Annotated in this window: 18 protein-coding genes; 14 read left to right on the top strand and 4 right to left on the bottom strand. The window is 59.3% G+C overall.

Annotation, left to right across the window (positions count from 1 at the left end; genetic code table 11):
- Window positions 1-76: 76 nt before the first annotated feature.
- The 6 genes from BLT54_RS04285 to BLT54_RS04260 all read left to right on the top strand — a co-directional run bounded on the left by BLT54_RS04285 (window position 77) and on the right by BLT54_RS04260 (window position 7,153).
- Window positions 77-2,368 (top strand): arginine/lysine/ornithine decarboxylase, encoded by a 2,292-nt coding sequence (locus tag BLT54_RS04285; RefSeq protein WP_074641597.1) that lies wholly within the window; start codon window positions 77-79, stop codon window positions 2,366-2,368.
- Window positions 2,369-2,602: 234 nt separating this feature from the next.
- Window positions 2,603-3,901 (top strand): 3-deoxy-D-manno-octulosonic acid transferase, encoded by a 1,299-nt coding sequence (locus BLT54_RS04280; protein WP_143026741.1) that lies wholly within the window; start codon window positions 2,603-2,605, stop codon window positions 3,899-3,901.
- A 143-nt stretch (window positions 3,902-4,044) separates the two neighbouring features.
- Window positions 4,045-4,524, top strand: a complete 480-nt coding sequence (locus tag BLT54_RS04275) for an NUDIX hydrolase (RefSeq protein WP_074641595.1) — start codon at window positions 4,045-4,047, stop codon at window positions 4,522-4,524.
- A 110-nt stretch (window positions 4,525-4,634) separates the two neighbouring features.
- A complete protein-coding gene (locus BLT54_RS04270; protein WP_074641592.1) occupies window positions 4,635-5,117 on the top strand; it encodes a DUF1178 family protein in 483 nt (160 codons plus the stop codon).
- Window positions 5,118-5,122: 5 nt separating this feature from the next.
- The gene (locus tag BLT54_RS04265; protein ID WP_074641589.1) at window positions 5,123-5,794 is read left to right on the top strand and encodes an SDR family NAD(P)-dependent oxidoreductase; all 672 of its coding nucleotides are present in this window, start codon (window positions 5,123-5,125) and stop codon (window positions 5,792-5,794) included.
- A 123-nt stretch (window positions 5,795-5,917) separates the two neighbouring features.
- Window positions 5,918-7,153, top strand: a complete 1,236-nt coding sequence (locus BLT54_RS04260; protein ID WP_074641587.1) for an aspartate kinase — start codon at window positions 5,918-5,920, stop codon at window positions 7,151-7,153.
- A 182-nt stretch (window positions 7,154-7,335) separates the two neighbouring features.
- Here the strand turns inward: BLT54_RS04260 and BLT54_RS04255 are convergent, their stop codons facing one another.
- Window positions 7,336-7,614: a hypothetical protein gene (locus BLT54_RS04255; RefSeq protein ID WP_143026740.1), complete on the bottom strand. Its 279-nt coding sequence runs from the start codon at window positions 7,612-7,614 to the stop codon at window positions 7,336-7,338.
- A gap of 159 nt (window positions 7,615-7,773) precedes the next feature.
- Between BLT54_RS04255 and ptsP the strand changes: the two genes are divergently transcribed.
- A complete protein-coding gene (gene ptsP / locus BLT54_RS04250; RefSeq protein WP_074641583.1) occupies window positions 7,774-10,026 on the top strand; it encodes a phosphoenolpyruvate--protein phosphotransferase in 2,253 nt (750 codons plus the stop codon).
- 9 nt (window positions 10,027-10,035) lie between these two features.
- Here the strand turns inward: ptsP and BLT54_RS04245 are convergent, their stop codons facing one another.
- Entirely contained in the window at window positions 10,036-10,806 is a 771-nt protein-coding gene (locus BLT54_RS04245; RefSeq protein ID WP_176832824.1) for an EcsC family protein, read from the bottom strand.
- A 50-nt stretch (window positions 10,807-10,856) separates the two neighbouring features.
- Complete coding sequence (locus BLT54_RS04240; RefSeq protein ID WP_074641581.1) at window positions 10,857-11,348, bottom strand: GNAT family N-acetyltransferase; 492 nt, start codon at window positions 11,346-11,348, stop codon at window positions 10,857-10,859.
- A 229-nt stretch (window positions 11,349-11,577) separates the two neighbouring features.
- Here BLT54_RS04240 and BLT54_RS04235 point away from each other — a divergent pair, with 229 nt between their 5' ends.
- From BLT54_RS04235 to BLT54_RS04210, 7 genes are all read left to right on the top strand, one after another.
- A complete protein-coding gene (locus BLT54_RS04235) occupies window positions 11,578-12,162 on the top strand; it encodes a flavin reductase family protein (RefSeq protein WP_074641579.1) in 585 nt (194 codons plus the stop codon).
- A 93-nt stretch (window positions 12,163-12,255) separates the two neighbouring features.
- The gene (gene map / locus BLT54_RS04230; protein ID WP_074641577.1) at window positions 12,256-13,020 is read left to right on the top strand and encodes a type I methionyl aminopeptidase; all 765 of its coding nucleotides are present in this window, start codon (window positions 12,256-12,258) and stop codon (window positions 13,018-13,020) included.
- A gap of 195 nt (window positions 13,021-13,215) precedes the next feature.
- Complete coding sequence (locus BLT54_RS04225) at window positions 13,216-14,004, top strand: transglutaminase-like domain-containing protein (RefSeq protein ID WP_074641575.1); 789 nt, start codon at window positions 13,216-13,218, stop codon at window positions 14,002-14,004.
- Window positions 14,005-14,031: 27 nt separating this feature from the next.
- Entirely contained in the window at window positions 14,032-14,160 is a 129-nt protein-coding gene (locus tag BLT54_RS23010) for a hypothetical protein (protein WP_281241868.1), read from the top strand.
- A 103-nt stretch (window positions 14,161-14,263) separates the two neighbouring features.
- Window positions 14,264-15,136 carry an S-methyl-5'-thioadenosine phosphorylase gene (locus BLT54_RS04220; RefSeq protein ID WP_074641573.1) on the top strand — a complete coding sequence of 291 codons (873 nt, stop codon included), beginning with the start codon at window positions 14,264-14,266 and terminating at the stop codon, window positions 15,134-15,136.
- A 3-nt stretch (window positions 15,137-15,139) separates the two neighbouring features.
- Window positions 15,140-15,766 carry a LysE family translocator gene (locus tag BLT54_RS04215; RefSeq protein WP_074641570.1) on the top strand — a complete coding sequence of 209 codons (627 nt, stop codon included), beginning with the start codon at window positions 15,140-15,142 and terminating at the stop codon, window positions 15,764-15,766.
- Between the two features lie 15 nt (window positions 15,767-15,781).
- Complete coding sequence (locus tag BLT54_RS04210; protein WP_425429325.1) at window positions 15,782-16,312, top strand: adenine phosphoribosyltransferase; 531 nt, start codon at window positions 15,782-15,784, stop codon at window positions 16,310-16,312.
- 120 nt (window positions 16,313-16,432) lie between these two features.
- Here BLT54_RS04210 and BLT54_RS04205 read toward each other — a convergent pair whose 3' ends face one another.
- Window positions 16,433-17,863, bottom strand: coding sequence for an FAD-binding oxidoreductase (locus BLT54_RS04205; RefSeq protein ID WP_074641566.1), 1,431 nt, complete (start codon window positions 17,861-17,863; stop codon window positions 16,433-16,435).
- Between the last annotated feature and the right edge of the window lie 7 nt (window positions 17,864-17,870).

Here is a 17,870-nt window from a genome sequence, read left to right as displayed (position 1 = left end):
CCGCGCACAAAAATCCGGGGCAAACCCCTTATTCGTTTGATCAAAATATCATCGAATGCCCCGATAGGAGAATGTCATGAAATTCAGGTTTCCCATCGTCATTATTGATGAGGACTTTCGATCCGAAAACACCTCCGGCCTTGGCATCCGCGCCTTGGCGACGGCGATTGAAAGCGAGGGATTTGAGGTCTTGGGCGTCACCAGCTACGGTGATCTGTCACAATTCGCCCAACAACAATCGCGCGCCAGCGCGTTTTTGTTGTCGATTGATGACGAAGAGTTCAGCCCCGGTCCCGATCTTGATCCGGCGGTGTTGAACCTGCGCAATTTCATCGAGGAAGTGCGGTGGAAAAACGCCGATGTGCCGATTTACGTTTATGGCGAAACCAAAACCTCGCGCCATCTGCCCAATGACATCCTGCGCGAATTGCACGGTTTCATTCACGCCTTTGAAGACACGCCGGAATTCGTTGCCCGCCACATCATCCGCGAGGCGAAACAGTACCTCGAAGGCATCCAGCCGCCGTTTTTCAAGGCGCTGTTGGACTATGCCGAAGACGGGTCATACTCATGGCACTGCCCGGGACATTCCGGCGGCGTGGCGTTTTTGAAATCGCCCATCGGCCAGATGTATCACCAGTTCTACGGCGAAAACATGCTGCGCGCGGATGTGTGCAACGCGGTTGAGGAACTTGGTCAGCTCTTGGACCACAACGGGGCGATTGGCGCGTCTGAACGCAACGCCGCGCGCATTTTCAACGCCGATCATTGCTTTTTCGTCACCAATGGCACCTCGACCTCGAATAAAATGGTCTGGCATCACACCGTGGCCCCCGGCGACGTGGTTGTGGTCGACCGCAATTGCCACAAATCCATCCTGCATTCGATCATCATGACCGGGGCCATTCCGGTGTTTTTGAAACCCACGCGCAACCATTACGGCATCATCGGTCCGATCCCGCAATCCGAATTTGAACCCGAAGCGATCAAGGCCAAAATCCGCGCCAACCCGTTGCTTGCGGGCGTTGATGCCGATGCGGTCAAACCCCGGATCATGACACTGACCCAGTCCACCTATGATGGCGTGTTGTACAACACCGAGACCATCAAAGGCCTGCTCGATGGCTATGTCGAGAACCTGCATTTCGATGAGGCCTGGTTGCCCCACGCCGCCTTTCACCCGTTTTACAGCACCTATCACGCAATGGGCCGCAAACGCGAACGCAACCAGCATTCCGTGACCTATGCCACGCAATCCATTCACAAATTGCTGGCGGGCATTTCGCAAGCCAGTCAGGTTTTGGTGCAGGACTCGCTTGATACCAAACTGGATCGGCACCTGTTTAACGAAGCCTATTTGATGCACACCTCGACCAGTCCGCAATATTCGATCATCGCGTCCTGCGATGTGGCGGCGGCGATGATGGAACCTCCGGGAGGCACCGCTTTGGTGGAGGAAAGCATCCTTGAGGCGCTTGATTTCCGCCGCGCCATGCGCAAGGTCGACGCCGAGTTCGGTGAGGGCGACTGGTGGTTTGAGGTCTGGGGCCCCGATGAGATCGGCGACGAGGGCATGGGCGCGACCAAGGATTGGGTGCTCAAACGAACCGACGCCGATGGCGTTCAACCGGTGGACGGCAAAGACGCATGGCATGGCTTTGGCGATATGGCACCGGGTTTCAACATGCTCGACCCGATCAAAGCCACGCTGATCACCCCCGGCCTGAATTTGGATGGGCGGTTTGAAGACACCGGAATCCCGGCCTCAATCGTGTCAAAATACTTGGCCGAACATGGGGTGGTTGTTGAAAAAACCGGGCTTTACAGCTTCTTCATCCTGTTCACCATCGGCATCACCAAAGGCCGTTGGAACACGCTGTTGGCGGCGCTTCAACAGTTCAAAGACGACTATGACCGCAACCAACCCCTGTGGCGCACGATGCCGGAATTTTGCGCCAAGCATCCGCGCTATGAACAAATGGGCCTGCGCGATCTGTGCCAACATGTGCACACGCTTTACGCCAAATATGACGTGGCGATCCTGTCCACCGACATCTATCTGAGCGATCACACCCCGGCGATGACGCCCTCTGATGCCTTCGCCCATATCGCCCAACGCACCACGCAACGCGTGCCGATTGACGATCTCGAAGGCCGCATCACCACCAGCCTGGTCACCCCCTACCCGCCCGGCATTCCGCTTTTGGTTCCGGGCGAGGTGTTCAACAAAAAGATCGTTGATTACCTGAAATTCAACCGCGAATTCGCGCGCGAATGTCCAGGGTTTGAAACCGACATTCATGGTCTGGTGCATGAGATCGGCCCAGACGGCGTGTCGCATTACTTTGCCGATTGCGTGGCGCAGTAAGCGCACTCACTATCCCGCGCCCCTGATTTTGCTTAGGGGCGCGCTTTACCCCGGACAGTTCTCACGCCTGCCATTCCTCAAGCCTGCCAATCCTCAAGCCAGCCAATCCTCGGGCCTGTGCGAGACAGGTCCCGATTGCAACGCGATTGCCAACGCGCTTGCCAACTCTGCGCCTCCCGCGTAAGCCGGAGCGAACCAATCGCATCGACCAAACCCATTGCCATCGGGGGCTTTTTGCTGATCTATCGCCTTCTTCTGACCGCGCTCAGCCCGCTTTTCGCGCTGCTCATGCTGCGCCAACTGCTGCGTGGTCGCGAACGCCTGTCGGATTTGACCGAACGCTTTGGGGCGGATCTGTCCACCCGCCCGACGTCCTGCGCGCCAAAGCTATGGGTCCACGGGGCCTCAAATGGCGAACTCACCGGTGCGCGCGCCCTCATCGAAGAGGCCCTGCGCCGCGCCCCTGGCCTTGAGATTCTGGTCACGACCAACACCGTCACAGCACGTAAAATGGTCCGCGACTGGGCCTTGCCGCGCGTCACCGTCCGGCTCGCCCCTTTCGATCTGCGCCCGGTGTTGCGCCGCTTCATCCGCGCGACACAACCCGCAGCCCTCGTGTCGATCGAAAACGAAATTTGGCCCAATCGCTTTGCCCTATTGGCGCGAAACGCCATCCCGGTGATTGTGGCAGGGGCGCGCATGTCGGATCGCTCCGCCCAGCGTTGGGAAAAAATGACGCCGATTTTTGGCGGCGTCATCCGCCCCACCATCGCCGCCATCACCCGCCTTGCCGCCCAAGACACCGCCTCGGAACAGCGCCTGTTACAGCTGGGCCTGCCGCCCGCAGCCCTTTTGCCCAAAATGAACCTCAAAAGTACGGTCGACATTGACATCTCGCCGCTCAAAAACGCCGACCCCATTGCGGCGCAGTTTGACCGCGCCACCACGGTTTTGGCCGCTTCGACCCATCCGGGCGAAGAGCGCCCCGTGCTTGAGGCCTTTCATGACCTGCGCCAAACCCACCCGCATGCGCGGCTGATTTTAGCGCCGCGTCACCCGGCGCGTGCCGACAGTATCGCAACCGAATTGACCCGCGCCGGGTTTGCCTTTGCCCGCCGCTCGAAAGGCGATACCCTTGGCGATGCGCCCGTCTATCTGGCGGATAGTTTGGGAGAAATGCCATTGTGGTACGGGCTGTGTAGCATCAGCTTCATTGGTGGCTCTTTGATCAATCTCGGCGGTCACACCCCGTTTGAACCGGCCCAATGCGGCACTGCCATCCTGCATGGCCCCTTTGTCTCAAACCATATGTCGGCTTACCGGGCTTTGGACACGGCGGGGGCGGCAATTGAAATCACCGATGCGGCCTCTTTGGCCGAGGCTGTGCGTGCGCTGATGAATGACCCGCCCCAAACGGCAACCATGGCAGAGGCCGCCCATGCAGCACTTGCGCCTTTGCGCGGGGCCGCCGCTCAGCAAGAGGCGTTTTGGGCCGCTTTGGCCGATGTGCCCAAATTACAAGCATTGCGATAAGCGTTTTTTGCGGCTCATATCTTTGAGATGCGATTTTTCTTTCCGAGTGTCATGTGGCTTTGGTACTGCTCGTCTACGTTGGGGTGTGATTGGGCTTGGGAGGGTCTGTTGCACTCAGCAAGGGGCAGGAGAACCACGGACCTATGTCGATGATCAGAGCCAGACAGCATCCGGTCAAACTCGGGCGCAGCACCAAAGACAGTGTGCGCACCCAATTTGGGGCATTGGTGTGGCGCTATCGCAAAGACAAGGTGCAGGTTTTGCTGATCAAATCGCGCCGTCGCAAGCGCTGGATCATCCCAAAAGGCTGGCCGATGGATGGTCAAACCCCGGTTCAGGCCGCCGCCACCGAAGCCTGGGAAGAGGCGGGCATAAAAGGCCGCCCTGCGCCGATTTGCATTGGGCTGTATTCCTACCTGAAATATCCGCGCGATGGACAGCCCCCGATGCCCTGTGTCGTTGCCGTCTTTCCACTCAAAGCGCGCTGGGTGTTTGACAAATATCCCGAAGCCGATCAACGTAAGCGCAAATGGGTGACCCTCAAAAAGGCCGTGGCGATGGTTGATGACCCGGAACTGGCTCAGATCATCCGCCATTTCGATCCGCGTCACTATCGCCTCTGATCGTCGCGCTGTCAGTGCCTTGAGTTTTTGGCGCAATGCCCCACATGATTGCCAAGCCCGGAGACGGGCGATATGTTTGAACCCGACCCTTTCCCTATGATCGCCCCCCTATGATCCGATACATGCTCAAATGCGACCAAGACCATCAGTTCGAAAGCTGGTTTCGTTCGGCTGACGCCTTTGACGCGCTCTGCGCACAGGCGCAGGTGAGCTGTCCGATCTGTGGCTCGGAAAAGGTCGCCAAGGCGATGATGGCCCCAACCGTAAGCACCACGCGTGTCACCGGGGACACGCCCTCGGCCCAGCCAGACCCGGCCCCCGCTCAAATCACCTCACACACCAGCCCCCTCGCGCCGGATCAGCCCGCGCCTGAGCAAATTGAACGCGCCATGGCGCGGCTGCGTGCTGAAGTGGAACAGAATTCCGATTATGTCGGCGTCGAATTCGCCGATGAGGCCCGCAAAATGCATGCTGGCAACGCCCCGGCGCGCGCGATTTACGGCGAGGCAAACTTTGAGGACACCAAAGCATTGCTCGAAGACGGTGTGCCGATTTTGCCCCTGCCCTTCCTGTCCAAACGCAAGATGAACTGACTGACATGACAGCCAAATCCCCAACCGCTCTGATCACCGGCGCGTCGCGCGGCATCGGTGCCACGATGGCGCAGGAGCTGACGGCACGGGGCTATGAGGTCATCGGCACGTCGACCAAGGGCGGCAACGGATTGCGCCCGCTCGACCTGTTGGACCCGAATGGCCCCGCTGCCTTGGCAAAATCCCTATCCGGTCGGGCCATCGATCTCTTGGTCTGCAACGCCGGGCTGTACTTGGACAAAGATCAGTCGCTTGCCGACGGATACCCAAGCGAGATGTGGGCGACAGAATTTGCCGTCAACGTCACCGGCGTGTTTCTGACGGTTCAGGCCTTCCTGCCTGCCCTCAAACCCACCCACGATAAGACAGGCGGTAAGATCGCCATTATTTCCTCGCAAATGGCTTCGCACACCCGCGCGCCGGGCGGTTCTTATATCTACCGCGCCAGCAAAGCCGCCGCACTGAACCTTGGGCGCAATCTTGCCACCGATCTCAAATCTGACGGCATCGCGGTCGGCATTTATCACCCCGGCTGGGTGCAAACCGATATGGGCGGCACGGAGGCTGAAATCAGCGCGGAGCAATCCGCAAAAGGCCTTTCAGATCGGTTTGCGGCCCTGTCTTTGACCACAACCGGCTGTTTCGAAACATGGGATGGCCGCGCGCACGCCTATTAAGTGCCGCACCCGCTGCTTCATTGCTGTAAAAATACTCACATACCAGCACGCGCCGCTCTTGCGCTTTCGCCCAAGGTCTCTTAGGACGACGTGGTTAAATTTAACGGGGGAACGGGGCACATCATGCCAATTCTCGTGATGAAATTCGGCGGAACATCCGTCGCCACGCTTGACCGCATCCGCCGCGCCGCAAAGCGCGTGGGGCGTGAGGTTGCCAATGGCTATGACGTGATCGTCATTGTCTCTGCCATGTCGGGCGAAACCAACAAACTCGTGGGCTTCGTCAATGAAACCTCGCCGATGTACGACGCGCGCGAATATGACGCCGTGGTGTCCTCGGGTGAGAACGTGACGGCGGGGCTGATGGCTTTGACCTTGCAAGAGATGGATGTGCCCGCGCGCTCCTGGCAGGGCTGGCAAGTGCCGCTCAAGACCAATTCCGCCCATGGCGCGGCGCGGATCGAAGAGATCCCGACCGACAATATCCTGGCCAAATTCGGCGAAGGCATGAAAGTCGCGGTTGTCGCGGGTTTTCAAGGTCTCTCGCATGAGGGCCGGATCACCACGCTGGGCCGGGGGGGATCTGACACCACCGCCGTCGCCTTTGCCGCCGCTTTTGACGCGGAGCGGTGTGACATCTACACCGACGTGGACGGTGTTTACACAACCGATCCGCGGATCGAAAGCAAAGCCCGCAAGCTCGAGAAAATCGCCTTTGAGGAGATGCTTGAACTGGCGTCGCTTGGTGCGAAAGTGTTGCAAACCCGCTCTGTCGAATTGGCGATGCGCTTTAACGTCAAACTGCGTGTGCTGTCCTCGTTCGAGGAATATGACCCCAATGCTGGCACTTTGATCTGTGCCGAGGAGGATATCGTGGAAAACAAACCTGTGGCCGGCGTCGCCGCCTCCCGCGAAGAAGCCAAAATGACCCTCGTGTCGGTTGCTGACCGTCCCGGCATCGCCGCCGCCATTTTCGGGCCTTTGGCCGAAAGCGGTGTCAACGTCGACATGATCATCCAAAACATCTCCGAAGACGGTCGTACCGATATGACCTTCTCCTGCCCGGTGGATCAGGTGGCCCGCGCGAAAGCCGCGCTGGATGCCGCCAAAGAGCGCGGGGATTTCAATTTTGAAGAGCTGATTTCCGACACAACCGTTGCGAAAATCTCGCTCGTTGGCATTGGGATGCGCTCGCAATCCGGTGTGGCCGCCAAGATGTTCAAAGTGCTCTCGGACGAGGGCATCAACATCAAGGTCATTGCCACCTCCGAGATCAAAATCTCCGTGCTGATCGACCGCAAATACACTGAATTGGCGGTTCAGGCCCTGCACGACGCGTTCGAACTCGACAAAGCCTAAAGGCCTAAAGCATTCCGCCATAAACCTGACTCACGGGTTTATGGCGGAACGCCCGCAACATTGATATGTCTGACAGCGGCCTGTCCTTGCCCTGCTGCCAGACGCCTTGGCCTTGGGTCACCACTTTGGCCCGCATTCGCCCCCCCTTTGTTGACCGCCACCCGACGTGACCGGGCGCACCGTCATGGTCGCATGTCGTGGTCACGTCCTGACAGTCGGCCAGCACAGTCAGCCAGCACATCGGCCAGCATGGGCAGGAGGTCCACCTCGGATCGCGGCTTCGGTCCCTGCTGTGTCACTTTTCCGACATGGTCCACTTCGGAGAAAATCACCCCGCCCCCGATCTTGGGGCTGAGATCCGTAGAGACGGTCAATGCGGTGGCGACAGGGATCGAAATCACCTCGGGGCACGGATTTACCAGAGAAAAATGACAGGCCCGCCGCGGCAAATGACCCGTCATCTTTCTGCGCATGCAGCATCAAGGCTCAGATTTTTCTGCACTTTTTCCGCGCAATTCTTTGCTCACGACCACTCTTAAGGTTGATTTCCTCTGGGCAAGCGCCACGTCTGTGCTCTAAACATGAGACGCTGAAAACAGGCGCGAAGGGAACGGCGGGACATGCCCCAACATCTGGAATCTGAGAGCCGGAAATTGCTTGGTCGGCTGCGCGACACGCTTGCTGAAAGCAGTGCTGGCCAAACCCGCCTGGACCGCATCACCCATCTGATCGCCGACAGCATGTATACCGAAGTCTGTTCGATCTACCTGTTTCGCGATTCTGACACGCTTGAACTCTGCGCCACCGAAGGTCTCAAGGCCGAAGCCGTCCACAAAACCCGGATGCGCGTCGGTGAAGGGCTTGTCGGCCGTGTCGCGCGGACCCGCCGCATCGTCAACACCGCCGACGCCCCCTCTGAGCGCGGCTTTCGCTATATGCCCGAGACCGGCGAGGAGATTTATTCCTCTTTCCTTGGTCTGCCAATCCAACGTCTGGGTGAAATCTTAGGCGTCCTGGTGGTTCAATCAAAGGAAGCGCGTGAATTTTCCGGCGATGAAATCTATGCGCTTGAAGTGGTCGCCATGGTTCTGGCCGAGATGACCGAACTCGGCGCATTCATTTCCGAAGAAGGCGGCATGGCCGCGCTGCATCAACACCCGGTGATGTTCAAGGGCGCAACAGGTCAAGAGGGCGTGGCCGAGGGCAATGTCTATCTGCACGAACCGCGCGTCGTTGTGACCAACCCGGTGGCCGACGATCCCGAGGCCGAAAAAGTCCGGCTCAAAGCCGCGATCGACACGCTGCGCCTCTCGGTGGACGGGATGCTCGCCACCGTGGAACCGGCGGAAAAAGACCAGCGCGAGGTGCTTGAGGCCTACCGGATGTTCGCCAATTCGCGCGGCTGGATGCGCCGGATGGAAGAGGATATCGACCGTGGCCTCTCTGCCGAGGCCGCCGTTGAAAAAGAACAATCCACCGCGCGGGGTCGTTTGACCACCGCCCCCGACCCCTATATGCGAGAGCGGCTGCATGATCTGGATGATCTGTCCAATCGATTGCTGCGCATTCTGACCGGACAGGGGTCAGAGACCGGGGCGGAAATGCCCGAGAACCCGATCCTCGTGGCCCGCAACATCGGCCCCGGCGAGTTGTTGGATTATGGCAAGAACCTCAAGGGCATCGTGTTGGAACAGGGCTCCGTTGGCTCCCATGCCGCCGTGGTGGCGCGCGCCTGGGCGATCCCTTTGGTGATCCATGCCGAGGGCATCACCACCGAGGCGTTGAACGGCAATGCGATCCTGATTGATGGCGATCAAGGCATCGCACACCTGCGGCCCGACGACACTGTCACCCTTGCCTTTCGCGACAAAATCGCGATGCAGGCCGAGGCACAAAAACGCTATGCTGGTCTCGTGGGCCTGCCGGCCGAAACCGCCTGTGGCAAAACCATCGCCATGCATATGAACGCGGGGCTGATGGCCGATCTGCCGTCTCTGGCCACCTCTGGCGCCGAGGGCGTGGGGCTGTTTCGCACCGAATTACAATTCCTGATCCGCAACAAAGTCCCGCGTCGGGGCGAGTTGGCAACGATCTACGCGCAAGTCATGGACGCCGCGCGCGGCAAGCCCGTGGTGTTTCGCACTCTCGACATCGGCTCCGATAAAGTGCTGCCCTATATGAAGCCGCAAGACGAGCCGAACCCGGCGATGGGCTGGCGTGCGATCCGGGTTGGGTTGGACAAACGTGGCGTCATGCGGATGCAGCTTCAGGCCCTGACACGCGCCGCCGCAGGCCGCCCGCTGACCGTTATGTTCCCTTTCGTGGCCCAGTTCGAAGAATTCCGCCAAGCCCGTGCAATCCTGATGGAAGTTCTGGAAAGCGAGGCGAAACTCGGCCACGTCCCGCCCTGTGCGATCAAAGTCGGCGCGATGTTGGAAACGCCTTCGCTGGCCTTTGCCCCGGATCGGTTTTTCGAGGAAACCGACTTTATTTCCATCGGCGGCAATGACCTGAAACAGTTCTTTTTTGCCGCAGATCGTGAAAACGAACGGGTCCGCAAGCGCTATGACACGCTGAATTATTCCTTCCTCAGCTTCATCCGCCAAATCGTCGCCCGCTGTGACCGATTTGGGACGCCAGTGTCCTTTTGTGGTGAAGATGCCGGGCGTCCGCTTGAGGCCATCGCGCTGACCGCCATGGGCGTGCGCACACTTTCGATGCGCCCAGCCTCAATTGGTCCGGTGAAATCCGTGTTGCGTCGGCTTGATCTCGGTGAGGTGACCGCCGTGATCGACCAAGCTGCCGCACGCGGCGCGCAATCGGTGCGCGCAGATTTGATCGCCCATCTCGCCAACCAAGGCATGATTGCTTAAATTTATGAGTTAACGCTTCATTTCGGCCCGCAACAGCTCTTTGAGCTGATCAAAACTCTGATCGCTGTCCTCGGCCAAACGCAACATGCCAAAGCTGACATGGGCCATGTCCTGATAATAGGCGGTATAGGCGTAATTGGTTGCCGCCCCGGCAACAGCGCCCAAAATCGGCACGGTTTGCGCCGCGAGTTTTTGTCCCAGCACCAAAGACAGGCGCGGCGCAACACGCGCGATGATCCCGTTCAATGTCGCGCCAGTCAAGGTCGTGCGCGTTGCCAAAAACCCAAGATCGGCACCATCATCGCTTTCCAAAGGTCCGGCAGCGGCAAACACTTGGATGCAGGCCTTACGGATGTCCTCTCGCTCGGGGTCAAACCCGTATTCTTCCGCCACATTTTGAATGGCGTGAAGAAGCACGGTCGTGGTCACCGGCAATTCGGCCAGGGCCGTTGGCAATCCGCCCGCCCCACCCGCTGCGCCCAAACCGGAGGTCACAGCCCGCGACATCCACGCGCTGCCCTTCACCGTGCGCCGCCCGCGCGCCGCGCCATCAAAGGCCAGTTCAAGCGCCGAAAGGGTTGCCGTTTCAAGATGTGCGCGCACAGGTTTTGGCAATTTGCCAAACAACCCGTCCGCCGTACCGCCTACGAGGTTCAAAAGCTGCATCCCCGGCGTGTTGGCACGTTTGAGCCGACGCGCAAGGGCGCGAATGGTCTCCGGGGTCGGAGCTTGCAACACGACGTTATCACCGTCGGTCAGGGCGGGTGTTTTTTGTTTCATGTATGATAATTGGGGGGACTCGCCAGCTTTGCCAAGTCCCAGATGGGCGCTCAATCGTCTTTATGCACCAGACCGGACACATGATCCCATGCGCCGGGCCGCAATGCCACGCCCAAAACCCGATCCGGGTTGGTCGGCGGCGGCATTTCGACATGGTCCAGTTTTTCAAAACCAAAGCGGCCATAATAGGGTTCATCCCCCACCAAAAGCACCCGCTCCCAGCCCAGTTTGACCGCCTCGGCCATGGCTTCGGTGATCAACAATCCGCCCAAACCCTCGCCTTGCCGCGTCGGGTGAACCGCCACGGGCCCCAACAGCAAAGCGCGATCTTCGCCCGCGCCCACCCGGATCGGCCAAAACCGGATCACCGCGGCCAAAACCCCATCGGGATCGCGCGCCACGAGGCAAAGATCGGATACTTTTTCAACGCCATCCCGCAATCGGTAGGAGGACAACAGTTCGCGCCCAGGCGCGAAACAGGTGTCATAGAGGTTCTCAACCTCCCAGTAATCATCCGCCGTTTCAACTTCGAGCTGATACACGCCTGCCCCTGCCCCTGTCCTTCTTTGGCCGAACCCGCAATGCGCCCGGATTTTGGCTCGAAATCCTGCGAAAGCGTTTTACGAAAATCGACCCCAGTGATTTTCGTAAAACGCCGTGCAACAGCCTGATGTCGCGGGCCTTTTCAAGGAACCCCTGCCTCAAGTGAATTGAAAAGGCTTTAACACGGCGCTAGATGAGGGGCAACGCGAAGAAGAGGACAGCGCCAAGATGTTTTATCGACCGACCGAGGGCCACGACCTGCCGCATAATCCGTTCAACGCCATCGTGTCGCCGCGCCCAATCGGCTGGATCTCGTCGCGTTCGGCCACGGGCGTTGAAAACCTTGCACCCTACTCGTTTTTCAATGCCGTCGCCTATGTCCCGCCGCAGGTGATGTTTGCCTCGGTCGGCAGCAAAGACAGCATCCGCAACATTCGCGAGACCGGAGAGTTTTGCGTCAATCTGGTGAGTGCGGCGCAAATCTCCGTGATGAATGCCTCCTCCGAATCCTTGGCGTTTGATGAGGACGAATTCACCCATTCCGGGGCCCTACGCGCGCCCTGTCGCGACATCGCCTGTTCGCGGGTCGAAGACGCACCCGCCGCACTCGAATGTAAAATGACCCAGATTGTGCAACTCGACGGCAAGGACAACCATGTCGTCTTTGGCATGGTCGTCGCCATCCACATCCGCCCGGACTGCGTGGTGGACGGGCGGTTTGACGTGATCAAAGCCCGGATGTTGTCGCGCCTTGGCTACCGCGATTATGCCGAGGTGACCACGGTGTTTGAATTGACTCGACCGAATGATTGAATGCATGACTGAGAGGCGCGCCCATGCAAAACAGATGCGCCTGCCCGGACACACACCGCGTCAATAGCGCGTCAATAGAAGGACACGCCCAGCATGACGATCACCCAGCAAGACGAGTTGGACGGGGTAAAAGACATCGGCCGGATTGTCGCCAACACATTGCAAGCCATGTCGAAAGCGATGGAACCCGGTATGACAACGCGCGAACTCGATGACATCGGCAGCGCATGTCTTGAACGCGAAGGTGCGATGTCTGCGCCGCGCACCACATATGGGTTTCCGGGCACCACCTGCATCAGCGTGAACGAAGAAATCGCCCATGGCATCCCAGGAGACCGGGTGATCGCCCCCGGCGATCTGGTCAATATTGATGTGTCGGCCTCCAAAAATGGCTATTTTGCCGACACCGGCGCGACCCATCGGCTTGCCCCCCTGTCGTCCAAAACTGGATCGCCCAAACTGGACCGCCTGTGCCGCGATGGCAAACGCGCGATGCAGATCGGGATCGCACAGGTGGGCGCAGACAAACCCTTGGCGGGCATCGGCACTGCCATTGGCCGCTTTGCACAGGCGCGGGGCTATACGCTGATCCGCAATCTCGCCAGCCATGGCGTGGGCCGGGCGCTGCACGAAGACCCTGAGGAAATTGCCACTTGGCCGACCCGAAACGACAAGCGCCGCATCCGCAAAGGGCTTGTGCTTACCGTCGAACCGTTTCTGTCCACAGGTGGGCTTTGGGCCGACCAAGGCGAGGATGGTTGGACCCTTTACAGCACCCCAAGCGCCCCCGTCGTACAATACGAACACACGGTCGTGGCGACCAGCAAGAGCGCGATCATCGTGACGCTTCCGGGTTAGCCTATCAAACGGTCAAGCGGCATCCTCAACGCAACCGTTTTGTGAAAATGACGCGTCTTCCAACGGGCCGAGACCACGGACCTCTGACTCTCGTTGAAAGCCGATCCAAGACCAGATACGGCAGAAAGAGAGGGGGCAGCTTCTCCCCACCCCTGTCAGCTTTGTACTTATTCAGCCACACCCATAGGATACGGAATGCGCATTCAAATCGACGTCGCGATGACCTACCGCTTTCCAAACCCGAACACGGTGTTTTTGGCGCTTGAGGCGGCTCATGCGCCGGGCCAGGAGATCGCCTATGAAAGCCTGTTGATTGGCGATGCTGAGGTCAACCGGATCGTCGGGGATTCGAATGTGGGGGAGCGGGTGTTTGCGCGCATTCCAGGCTATGAGATGTTGCTCAATTACAGTGCGCTGTTGGACATCACCCGCCCGCGCGTCGCCCTTGATGGGCTTGTGGCCGCACCCTGGCATATGTTGCCGAGCGAGGTCGTGCCCTACCTGCGGCCCTCGCGCTATTGCCAGTCGGATAAATTCGTCAGTTTTGTGAGCAAACGCTTTGGCGGGCTTTCCGGTGGGCAAAAGGTGGCCGCGATCCGCGATTGGATCGAAACCAACCTGTCCTATGTCCCCGGAAGCTCCGATACCGACACCAATGTGTTGGAAACCTTCGCCGGACGCCAAGGCGTGTGCCGTGATTACGCCCATCTGATGTGTTCGATGGTCCGCGCCGCCCAAATCCCCGCCCGCATGGTCGCCACCTATAGCCCCTATGTCACGCCACAAGATTTCCACGCCGTTGCCGAAGTCTGGCTCAGTGGCGCGTGGCATTTGGTCGACGCCACGGGCATGTGCCACGCCGATGACATGGCGATCATCTCGGTCGGTCGTGACGCCTACGACATCGCCTTTATGGAATCACAAGCGCCCGCAGAATTGTGGTATCAATCGGTCTGGGTGCAGCGGGTCGAGACGCCCACTTGAAACCGTACCTATTCCCATAATGAGTGGATGTACCTGTTTGACGGCGGCGTGATCCGGGCGTTGATTGCACTCGACTGGCTCTTTCGCTCCGTGAGTGGCTATGGTTTCAAACCCGCCCGATCTGTCGCGTGGCTTTGGGGGATGATCGACCTTTGAGCGGTCTTATCCTTTGCCACATGGCGGGCGGGAGACTTTGCCCCTTGCGCGCCCTTTTTCTGCGCCGCAAACTTGCATCAACTGGCCATGCAAGGAGACAGCAATGCAGCGAATGATTGGTGTGATGGGCGGCTCGGGGGTCTATGAGATCGACGGGTTGGAACAAGCCACATGGCAACAGATCGACACCCCTTGGGGCGCGCCCTCCGATGCGGTTTTGACCGGCACCTTGGAAGGCGTCAAAATGGCCTTTCTGCCCCGTCATGGACGCGGCCATGTGCAATCGCCCAGCACCGTGAATTATCGCGCCAATATTGATGCGATGAAACAACTCGGCGTCACCGATCTTGTGTCCGTCTCCGCCGTGGGGAGTTTTCGCGAAGAGATGGCACCGGGAGATTTTGTCATTGTCGATCAATTCATTGACCGGACATTCGCGCGCGAAAAATCATTCTTTGGCACCGGCTGCGTCGCCCATGTGTCGGCCGCCCATCCGGTCTGTGAACGCCTGTCTGGGCTGGCCTATGAGGCGGCGCGCACCACAGGTGTGGCGGTCCACATGGGCGGCACATATCTCGCCATGGAAGGACCGCAGTTTTCTTCGATGGCCGAAAGCAAACTGTACCGCGAGTGGGGCTGTGACGTGATTGGCATGACCAATATGCCCGAGGCGAAACTCGCCCGAGAGGCCGAAATCTGCTACGCCTCCGTCGCCATGGTCACCGATTATGACAGTTGGCACCCGGATCACGGCGCGGTCGACATCACCGCGATTTTTGCCACGCTCAAGGCCAACACCCACCACGCCAAAGCACTTGTCGCGGCCCTGCCCGCGCTGCTGTCCGAGGCCTACGCGCCCTGCGAACACGGCTGTGACCGCGCGCTCGATTTTTCCATCATGACCGCGCCGGACAAACGCGATCCGGCTGTGATCGAAAAACTCTCAACCGTCGCAGGGCGCGTTTTGAAAGGATAAGACATGAGTTTTGATCTTTGGCTGGCCTTCGCCGCCGCCTCTTTCGTGTTGCTGATCATCCCCGGCCCGACCATCCTTTTGGTGTTGTCCTATGCGCTGACCCAAGGCAAACGAGTCGCCGTCGCCACCGCTTTGGGCGTCGCCTTGGGCGATTTGATCGCCATGACTGCCTCGCTTTTGGGGCTTGGCGCGCTGGTCGCCGCCTCGGCTACCGCCTTTGTTGCGCTAAAATGGGTTGGCGCGGTGTATCTGCTCTATCTTGGCGTCAAAATGCTGCGCTCGGCCCCCAAAGCCAGCCTCGGCAATGTGACCCAGATGGATCAGGTCAGCGCCACACATGTGTTTGGTCATGCCGCCCTGATCACCGCGCTCAACCCCAAATCCATCGGCTTTTTCATCGCCTTCGTGCCGCAATTCATCCGGCCCGAGACAGCCCTTGCGCCGCAATTCGCCGCCCTGATCGTCACCTTCGTGGGGCTCGCTGTGCTCAATGCGCTGGCCTATGCGCTTTTGGCCAATAAGATGCGCGGGCGCATTCAACGCCCGCGCGTGTTGCGCAATTTGACCCGGACCGGCGGCGCGGCCCTGATCGGGATGGGTGCGCTGTCCGCCACGCTCAAACGCGCGTAAGCAAAAGGAATCTCAATGAAAACCGTCAAAGATTACATCCGCACCATCGTTGATTTTCCGCATGAAGGGATCATGTTTCGCGATGTCACCACGCTCTTTGCCGATCCGCGCGGGATGCGTTTGGCGATTGATCAGATGCTTGCGCCCTATGTCGGGATGCAGATTGATAAGGTCGTCGGCCTTGAGGCGCGCGGGTTTATTTTGGGCGGCGCGATTGCTCACCAACTTTCCATCGGCTTTGTGCCGATCCGCAAGAAAGGCAAACTGCCGGGCACGGTGATTTCCGAGGAATACAAACTCGAATACGGCGAGGCGATTGTCGAAATCCATGACGACGCGATCCAACCGGGCGAGAAAATCCTTGTGGTCGATGATCTCTTGGCGACGGGCGGCACGGCGGCGGCGGGGATCAAATTGGTCGAACGTCTGGGCGGCGAAATTGTCGGCTGTGCCTTTATCGTCGATCTGCCGGATCTGGGCGGGCGGGCCGTTTTGGAAAACTTAGGCTATGACATTCATGCCCTGTGCCAATTTGAGGGGATGTGAACGGTTTGGTAAGGAATCAAGCCTAATCATTGCCCTGTCCCGAGGAGCCGGGACGCTGTTTGCACCACATGTGAGTGATCACACGCGCCCTGACCCCCCCCCCGGTCAGGGCGTAGCTTTTTACTCAAACTGATCGTCGATCTGGCGCAAAACCGCACCCGGATTCATGATGCCTTTCGGGTCGAGCGCCGCTTTGATTGCCCGCATCATGGTCAATTTGACCGGATCGCCATAGCGTTCCAAATCATCCATTTTCAACCGCCCGATCCCGTGTTCGGCACTGATCGAACCGTCATATTCGGCCACCAGATCATGCACACAGGCCTTTACCGCGCCCCGGACATTTTCATACTCGGCGCGGCTGCGCCCCTTGGCCGGGAAGGCATTATAATGCAGGTTGCCATCGCCCAAATGGCCAAAACAATTGACCCGGATGTCAGCGATTTTTCCAAGCCGTTCAATGCCTTCCGGGATAAAATCCGGGATGCGCGACAGCGGGATGGAAATGTCATGCGACGAGATCGAGCCAATGCGCCGATTGGCCTCGGGGATGTTTTCGCGCAACGCCCAAAAGGCCTGACGCTGGGCCTCGTTTTGCGACAAAACACCATCGCTCACCAGCCCGGCCGCGCTGCCCGCCTCAAACAGGGCGGAGAGCCGCTCTTTGGGGTCACTGACCCCGGACAGACCCAGATCAATCAACACGCACCACTCCGGCGGGGATGTAAACGGCTGTCGCAGATCGGGCATCGTCTCCGACAGAAACGCGAACCCCATGCCGGACATCAGTTCAAAGGCGGAAATGCCTTCGCCAATCATCGCTTGCGCCATGGCCAAAAGCTCCAATGCCGCTTGCGGTGACGACACAACAAACACCGCCGCGGCCGCGTGATCCGGGCGCGGGAAAAGGCGCAAACTGGCCGCTGTGATCACGCCCAATGTGCCCTCAGCGCCGATCAACAGGTTCCTGAGATCATAGCCCGTGTTGTCTTTGCGCAGGCGTTTGAGACCGTGCCAAATCGACCCGTCCGGCATCACCGCCTCAAGCCCCAAACACAAATCACGCGCATTGCCGTAACGCAGAACATTCAGCCCGCCCGCATTGGTCGCAAGATTGCCACCGATGCGGCAGGAGCCCTCGGAGGCCAGCGACAGCGGAAACAGACGACCGACCTGATCGGCAGCGGCTTGGACATCGGCCAAGATCGCGCCCGCCTCGGCAATGATCACGTTTTCTGATGCGTAGACCGCGCGGATCGCCGTCATCCGCTCCAAGGACAGGATCACCGGCGCAGGGCCGTCATAGGCCACCTGCCCCAAGACCAACCCGGTGCCGCCGCCCGAAGGCACAACGCCCACGCCCGCCTCATGGCACATCCGCACCACGGTCGAGACCTCTTCGACGCGGCCAGGACAGGCGATCACCGCCGCTTGGCCATGATAGCGCCCGCGCGGGTCCTCCAACTCGCCGGGATGGCGTGCGCGCAGCGCACCTGCGGGCAATGCCGCCGCAAGACGGTCCAGAAACGCGGGAGTGGCGGGCTGGGTCATGGATCAA

It is taken from the genome of Celeribacter baekdonensis (genome assembly GCF_900102315.1).
Lineage (GTDB): Bacteria > Pseudomonadota > Alphaproteobacteria > Rhodobacterales > Rhodobacteraceae > Celeribacter > Celeribacter baekdonensis.
Note: the sequence above shows the minus strand (reverse complement) of the source record. Positions and strands in the feature narration are given on the sequence as shown.